8 protein-coding genes and 1 CRISPR repeat array are annotated in these 5593 nt (G+C 41.2%); of the genes, 1 reads left to right on the top strand and 7 read right to left on the bottom strand.

The features are described 5' to 3' along the window. Positions 1 to 127: 127 nt before the first annotated feature. The 7 genes from gcvPB to U9O96_05635 are packed head-to-tail and all read right to left on the bottom strand — an operon-like array spanning position 128 to position 4578. A complete protein-coding gene (gene gcvPB, locus U9O96_05665) occupies positions 128 to 1555 on the bottom strand; it encodes an aminomethyl-transferring glycine dehydrogenase subunit GcvPB (GenBank protein MEA2054587.1) in 1428 nt (475 codons plus the stop codon). Next, entirely contained in the window at positions 1548 to 2852 is a 1305-nt protein-coding gene (gene gcvPA, locus U9O96_05660; GenBank protein ID MEA2054586.1) for an aminomethyl-transferring glycine dehydrogenase subunit GcvPA, read from the bottom strand. Before gcvPA ends, gcvPB begins: the two co-directional genes overlap by 8 nt. Positions 2853 to 2865: 13 nt before the next feature. Then, a complete protein-coding gene (locus U9O96_05655; GenBank protein ID MEA2054585.1) occupies positions 2866 to 3015 on the bottom strand; it encodes a 30S ribosomal protein S27ae in 150 nt (49 codons plus the stop codon). Beyond that, positions 3008 to 3358 (bottom strand): 30S ribosomal protein S24e, encoded by a 351-nt coding sequence (locus U9O96_05650; GenBank protein MEA2054584.1) that lies wholly within the window; start codon positions 3356 to 3358, stop codon positions 3008 to 3010. Before U9O96_05650 ends, U9O96_05655 begins: the two co-directional genes overlap by 8 nt. A 1-nt stretch (position 3359) precedes the next feature. Beyond that, positions 3360 to 3860 carry a DUF359 domain-containing protein gene (locus tag U9O96_05645; GenBank protein ID MEA2054583.1) on the bottom strand — a complete coding sequence of 167 codons (501 nt, stop codon included), beginning with the start codon at positions 3858 to 3860 and terminating at the stop codon, positions 3360 to 3362. Beyond that, entirely contained in the window at positions 3857 to 4033 is a 177-nt protein-coding gene (gene spt4, locus U9O96_05640; GenBank protein MEA2054582.1) for a transcription elongation factor subunit Spt4, read from the bottom strand. The genes U9O96_05645 and spt4 overlap by 4 nt, the downstream gene beginning before the upstream one ends. Then, on the bottom strand, positions 4030 to 4578 hold the full coding sequence (locus tag U9O96_05635; protein MEA2054581.1) for a DNA-directed RNA polymerase: 549 nt from the start codon (positions 4576 to 4578) through the stop codon (positions 4030 to 4032). Before U9O96_05635 ends, spt4 begins: the two co-directional genes overlap by 4 nt. A 105-nt stretch (positions 4579 to 4683) precedes the next feature. On the opposite strand from U9O96_05635, the gene U9O96_05630 reads away from it, so the two are divergent. Beyond that, positions 4684 to 4917 (top strand): Lrp/AsnC ligand binding domain-containing protein, encoded by a 234-nt coding sequence (locus U9O96_05630; protein MEA2054580.1) that lies wholly within the window; start codon positions 4684 to 4686, stop codon positions 4915 to 4917. Next, positions 4918 to 5540: a CRISPR direct-repeat array (repeat unit 30 nt; unit sequence ATTTCAATCCCACTATGGTCTGATTTTAAC). Between the last annotated feature and the right edge of the window lie 53 nt (positions 5541 to 5593).

Here is a 5593-nt window from a genome sequence, read left to right as displayed (position 1 = left end):
ATGGCTTTGCGAATTTTTTGTCCAAATTCATAAAGTGTCATCTCATCCCACTCCAAGAGATAAGACATTGCTCTTTATAAAAAATGTCGAAATTTTTCAGGAAAAATTCCTATTCGTAGAGACTACTTTAGGGAGAAAAATCACTCCATTTCAATATGAGACTGCGTGCCGCCTTAGATTCATCAACCCTTTTTATCGGTGCATTGAGCGGGGCATTTGTTACCACCTCGGCGTCCTCTTCTGCTATTGCGTTGAGTGCGTCTGCATATCTGTCTAGAGTTTCCTTGCTTTCGCTCTCGGTGGGCTCTATCATCATCGCCTCTTCTACGATCATTGGAAAGTATATCGTGGGGGGATGGACACCATAATCAATCAGACGTTTGGCTACATCAAGTGCCCTTATGCCCTTTTTCCTAAGTCTTTTAGCGGATATAACAAATTCGTGCATTCTCCCGCCGCCAAAGGGAACTTCATAATTGCCATTCAATTTTTTCATGAGATAGTTGGCATTGAGCACGGCTCTCTCAGTCGCTTCCTTCAACCCGTCGCAACCTTTCAACAGAATGTACGTATACGCCTTTAGCAATACAGGAAAATTCCCGTAGAAATGAGACATTTTTCCTACTGAGTTCGCTCTGTCATAATCAAGATGGTATCCCTCATCTTTTATGGTTCTCGGCACCGGCAAAAATTTTTCAAGATTTGCTTTCACCCCTACAGGCCCGGCCCCGGGCCCCCCTCCACCATGGGGCGTGGCAAATGTTTTATGGGGATTGAGATGAACTATATCGAAGCCCATATCTCCCGGCCTGGCTTTTCCCATTATTGCATTCAAATTTGCGCCATCATAATAAAGCAGTGCCCCAACCTTTTTTACTTCCCTGGAAATCTCAAGTATATCCTTTTCGAATATTCCAAGAGTGTTAGGATTCGTGAGCATAAATGCGGCCGTATTTTTTGATAAAACACTATGCAATGCATCCATATCCACCCTTCCTTCCCTTGACGGGATTTCAACGACATCAAATCCGGCCATTCTGGCAGAAGCAGGATTTGTTCCATGGGCAGAGTCGGGCAAAATGACCTCGTTTCTTTTCTCGCCATTATTTTCGTGGTAAGCCCTTACAATTGACATACCTGTGAATTCACCATGCGCACCAGCGATGGGCTGAAGAGAAAAAGCATCCATTCCTGTTATTTCACAAAGCATTTTTTCCAGGTTATACATTATTTCTAGTGCACCCTGTACGGTCGATTCGTGCTGATACGGATGGATGTATCCAACTTTATCGCCTCTTGCCACTTCCTCAAGAATTTTCGGGTTGTACTTCATTGTGCATGAACCGAGAGGATATGTTCCCGTATCTATGCCGTAATTCATCTGGCTGAGATGGGTAAAGTGTTTTACCACACTTCTTTCATCAAGTGACGGCAGGTTAAGCTCCCTTCTCATTATGCTCTTTGGAATTGGAATATCTGTGTCATCGGTATCGCCTTTTTTCACCTCCTCCATTTCATTCAGGAGCGGCTCATCATAGCTCGCCATCTTATACATACTTTCCCTCCACTATTTTCCCTGTGACTTCAACCATTTTATTTATTGTCTCACGGGAATGCATTTCTGTAATTCCATAAAGCAACGCATTTTTCAACTCTGGAAAGTGGTTGCCAAGCAAAAGCGCGCCATGCATATTTTTTGAAAGAAGAGAATTATTCAACTCTCCTGCATTGACTGGTGGTATGGCAACAAACTCATTGAAGAAAGTCATGCCGAATGGTATTTCAAAGCCAATGGAAGAAAGTTCCTCTGCAGCATATCTTGCATTTTTTACGTTTGTAGCTGCCAGACTCCTTAAGCCATTTCTCCCCAGAAGTGAAATATATGCGACAAAGGCAATCGCACATAATGCCTCATTGGAACAGATGTTGCTTGTTGCTTTCTTCCGCCTTATATGTTGCTCCCTGGTCTGCATTGTCATACAAAATGCCCTCTTTCCATCTCTATCGGTAGTGGCGCCTATTATCCTTCCCGGCATCTGTCTTATATATTCCTTCCTGCATGAAAAAATGCCCAGGCGAGAGCCCCCAAAATTCATCGGGTTTCCCATCCACCCGTCCCCGATAACTATATCTGCTCCGTACTCGGATGGCGGCTTTACTATCGCAAGGAGTAGAGGGTCGACACCCATAACAATCAATCCGTCCGTTTTTTCTTTTATTTCTCTTATCTCGTCTATCCTGTCCTCAATTATGCCAAAAAAATTAGGATTTTCAAGGTAAATGCCGGCCACATCTCCTGCATCGCCTATGGCAAACAGGTTCACTTTTCCATTTTCGCCATACGGGATTTCCTTTATTCTCATGCCCGCATTTCTCACATAATTTTTAAGCACAGATTTCTTTTCCCATGAAATATTTTCGGGTATGAGAAACGTATCTTTCTTGTTTATTCTCTTTGCCATCCTGGCAGCTTCGCCAAGAGATGTGGCGAAATCGTACATTGATATATTCGCCGCATCCATGCCCGTCAGTTCACATATGACAGACTGGTATTCAAACACGGATTGGAGCATTCCCTGAGAAAACTCCGGCTGATATGGAGTGTACGATGTATAAAACTCGCTCCTGGATACAATATGCCTTACCGCAGGCGGCACATAATGGGGCTGTATGCCTCCTCCAAGAAACGAAGGCATGTCATTGAATGACCTATTTTTTTTGAGCGTATCGCTTATTTCCCTTTCGACATCAATTTCACTTTTTCCCGGCGGTATGCCAAGTCCTTTTATCCTTATTTTTTCGGGAATATCACCGAATAATTTATCTATACTATCTATGTCCAATTCTTCCATCAACTCTTCCATATTACTTCTTGAATTCGGTGTACCCACACTTTCCGCAGTTGAAACGATCAGCATGTTCTGCCATGAATACTCCATCACCGCATTTTGGGCATGTCTTTCTTTTTCTCACGAGTTTATTATCCTTAATCTCGTATAGTTCCCTTTTATCCATTTTTCTCTCCCTCCTTTTTTCCTTCTACAGGTTTTTCTTCAGCCGGCTGTTTCTCTTTTTCAGCACCTTTCTTTTTGAGGTTTCTTTCTATGATATGTTTTGCTTCCATTTCTCTTGCTTTTTCCTCGGATGAGTATACCCTGGCATATCCATTTGCCTCGGTGATGCCGTAAACTGGTTTTATGTATTCCAGGATAATCACTCTTTTTCCGCCCAGCATACTGCCCAGTTGCTCTCCGACTTTGTTTCTGGACGGGGTCTTTCCTTCATATTTTATTCTAAAGAGCAGTTCCTCTCTTTCTAGAATTTTGTTCTCTTTCCTTGATACAATCTCTATTTCCATTTTATTCCTCCATTTTCTTTAAGAAACTCCAAACTTTCTTTCTTTCATCATCGCCGACTTCAACAAAAACAATGCCCCGTGACGGCAGGCCATACATAACCGTCGTATCTGGAGGGGCAAGGCATATTGCCGGCAACGCCGCAAGGTCGTCCTCCCCCTCAACTTCTATCCTGACTTTTTCGTTACGGGCATATGCCTCTTCGATGGCATTCCACAGATCGTCGGTTATTTTCTTTTGAGGGTTGCGAACTTTTTTTACTTTCTCATTTCCTTCCCTTATAATATTTTTGAGTTCATGCCCGCACTTCTTTCGCTCTATCTTGTAATCTACAATAGAAATATCGGGCTCTATGCCATGCTTTTTTAATGTCGCTGTAACCATATCTCCAACCGAGACTATTTTTCCCTTCATTTCTTTCTTGTCAATATCATCTTCGGTTATCAGCTCGCCCATAATCTTACGCAATTCATTTCTTTTGTTATCCATCAGCGTGTACATCATCTGACCTTCAGCGCATATCTTCCCGGCATTTTTATGCCCATTTTCTGTGCAATTCTTGACCTTTGAGGGTCTATAATAACTGTATAACCCTGCCAGTGCTCGGAAGTCGGAGAGCCACAGAAAGAACATATGTTTTTGTCAGTCAGTAAATGACATTTCTTGCACGCTCTCATTTTTCCTCCTTCTTTTCCTTCCATTCTTCTTTACCCGTGCCAGGCTGTCTCATTGTTAAACCAATCTTACTTTCTCTTGGGTTCATCTCGTTCAAAGATATGGTCACTATCCTGGCCCGTACCTTGTCTCCGACTTTCAGAAATTTTTTTGTTTGTCTTCCTTCCATTCTTTTATTGTCTACATCTATCACGATATGGTCATCCATTATCTGACTTTTATGGATGAGGGCGTCAAGAGGGCCTATATGGCAGAAAGCGCCAAATTCGACGACATCGCATATAATGCAATCCACAACCTCATGCAATTCCGGCTTAAATGTAAGGGCATCAAATATTACTTCCTGATAGATTGCACCATCTCCATGTATTATCATTCCCTCTCCCACACGTTTAACATTTTTTGTAATTAGAATAAGGCCGTGTTTTTTGTCCATTGTTCCCTCAAAAGTTTCCTGAACTATCTTATTGCTCACTTCTTCCAAATTTTTCCTAATGTATTGGGGGGGGACGCGGATTGTATTTTCTATTTTTATCATATAGTACATGAAATCTCCTAACTGAAATATACAATGCCATATAAATATAATGGTGACGGGTTGTCATATGGCAGCAATAAAAAATTTAATAACCAATAATTCCTTTATATTGTTATGATAACAGGATTTGTCCTTATCTCTACCATACCTGCAAAGGAGCATGAAGTTTATGATGAACTATTAAAAATTGGAGGGATACTGGAATTGTACCCCTTATTTGGCGAATACGATTTTATAGCAAAGATAAAAGCAGAAGACCTCGACGAAATGGAAAAGATCGTAGTAAATAAAATCAGGAGGGTAGAGGGAGTAGCAGATACAAAAACCTTGACTGGAGTAAAATTATAAAATGGGTTGAATGAATTGCCTGATTTTACCCTCTATTATTTCTATATTTATTCTTCTTCCTTGCATTTCAATCCCACTATGGTCTGATTTTAACTACTTCATAATGGTCTATTGCCCATCCGTTCTGATCATTTCAATCCCACTATGGTCTGATTTTAACATGTATTTCCAAAAGTCATCGCCACGTGTGTAGAGCTATTTCAATCCCACTATGGTCTGATTTTAACCTCAAAGGAATATCGCAAGGTCTCTCAGCAGGCCTATTTCAATCCCACTATGGTCTGATTTTAACGACATATAACCGAAGCATCATTCCAGATAACAATACATTTCAATCCCACTATGGTCTGATTTTAACTGGAATGGATAAAATTTACCAAGATGCCGATAAAGAATTTCAATCCCACTATGGTCTGATTTTAACTGTCCAGACCAGTGTTGCTGTAGTTCCAACTTACGCGATTTCAATCCCACTATGGTCTGATTTTAACCAACACGAATGCATTGTAGAGGGCGGTTGCGTGCGTCATTTCAATCCCACTATGGTCTGATTTTAACCACAAGAGACACAAACTACTTCTTAGAGCATAATCATTTCAATCCCACTATGGTCTGATTTTAACTAAAAAAGTTCGGCGCTTGTTCTATTGATGTATGCTCATTTCAATCCCACTAT

It is taken from the genome of Candidatus Thermoplasmatota archaeon, assembly GCA_034660695.1.
Classification (GTDB): domain Archaea; phylum Thermoplasmatota; class E2; order UBA202; family DSCA01; genus JAYEJS01.
The sequence above is the reverse complement of the archived record's forward strand: the minus strand, read 5'-3'. Positions and strand labels throughout refer to the sequence as shown.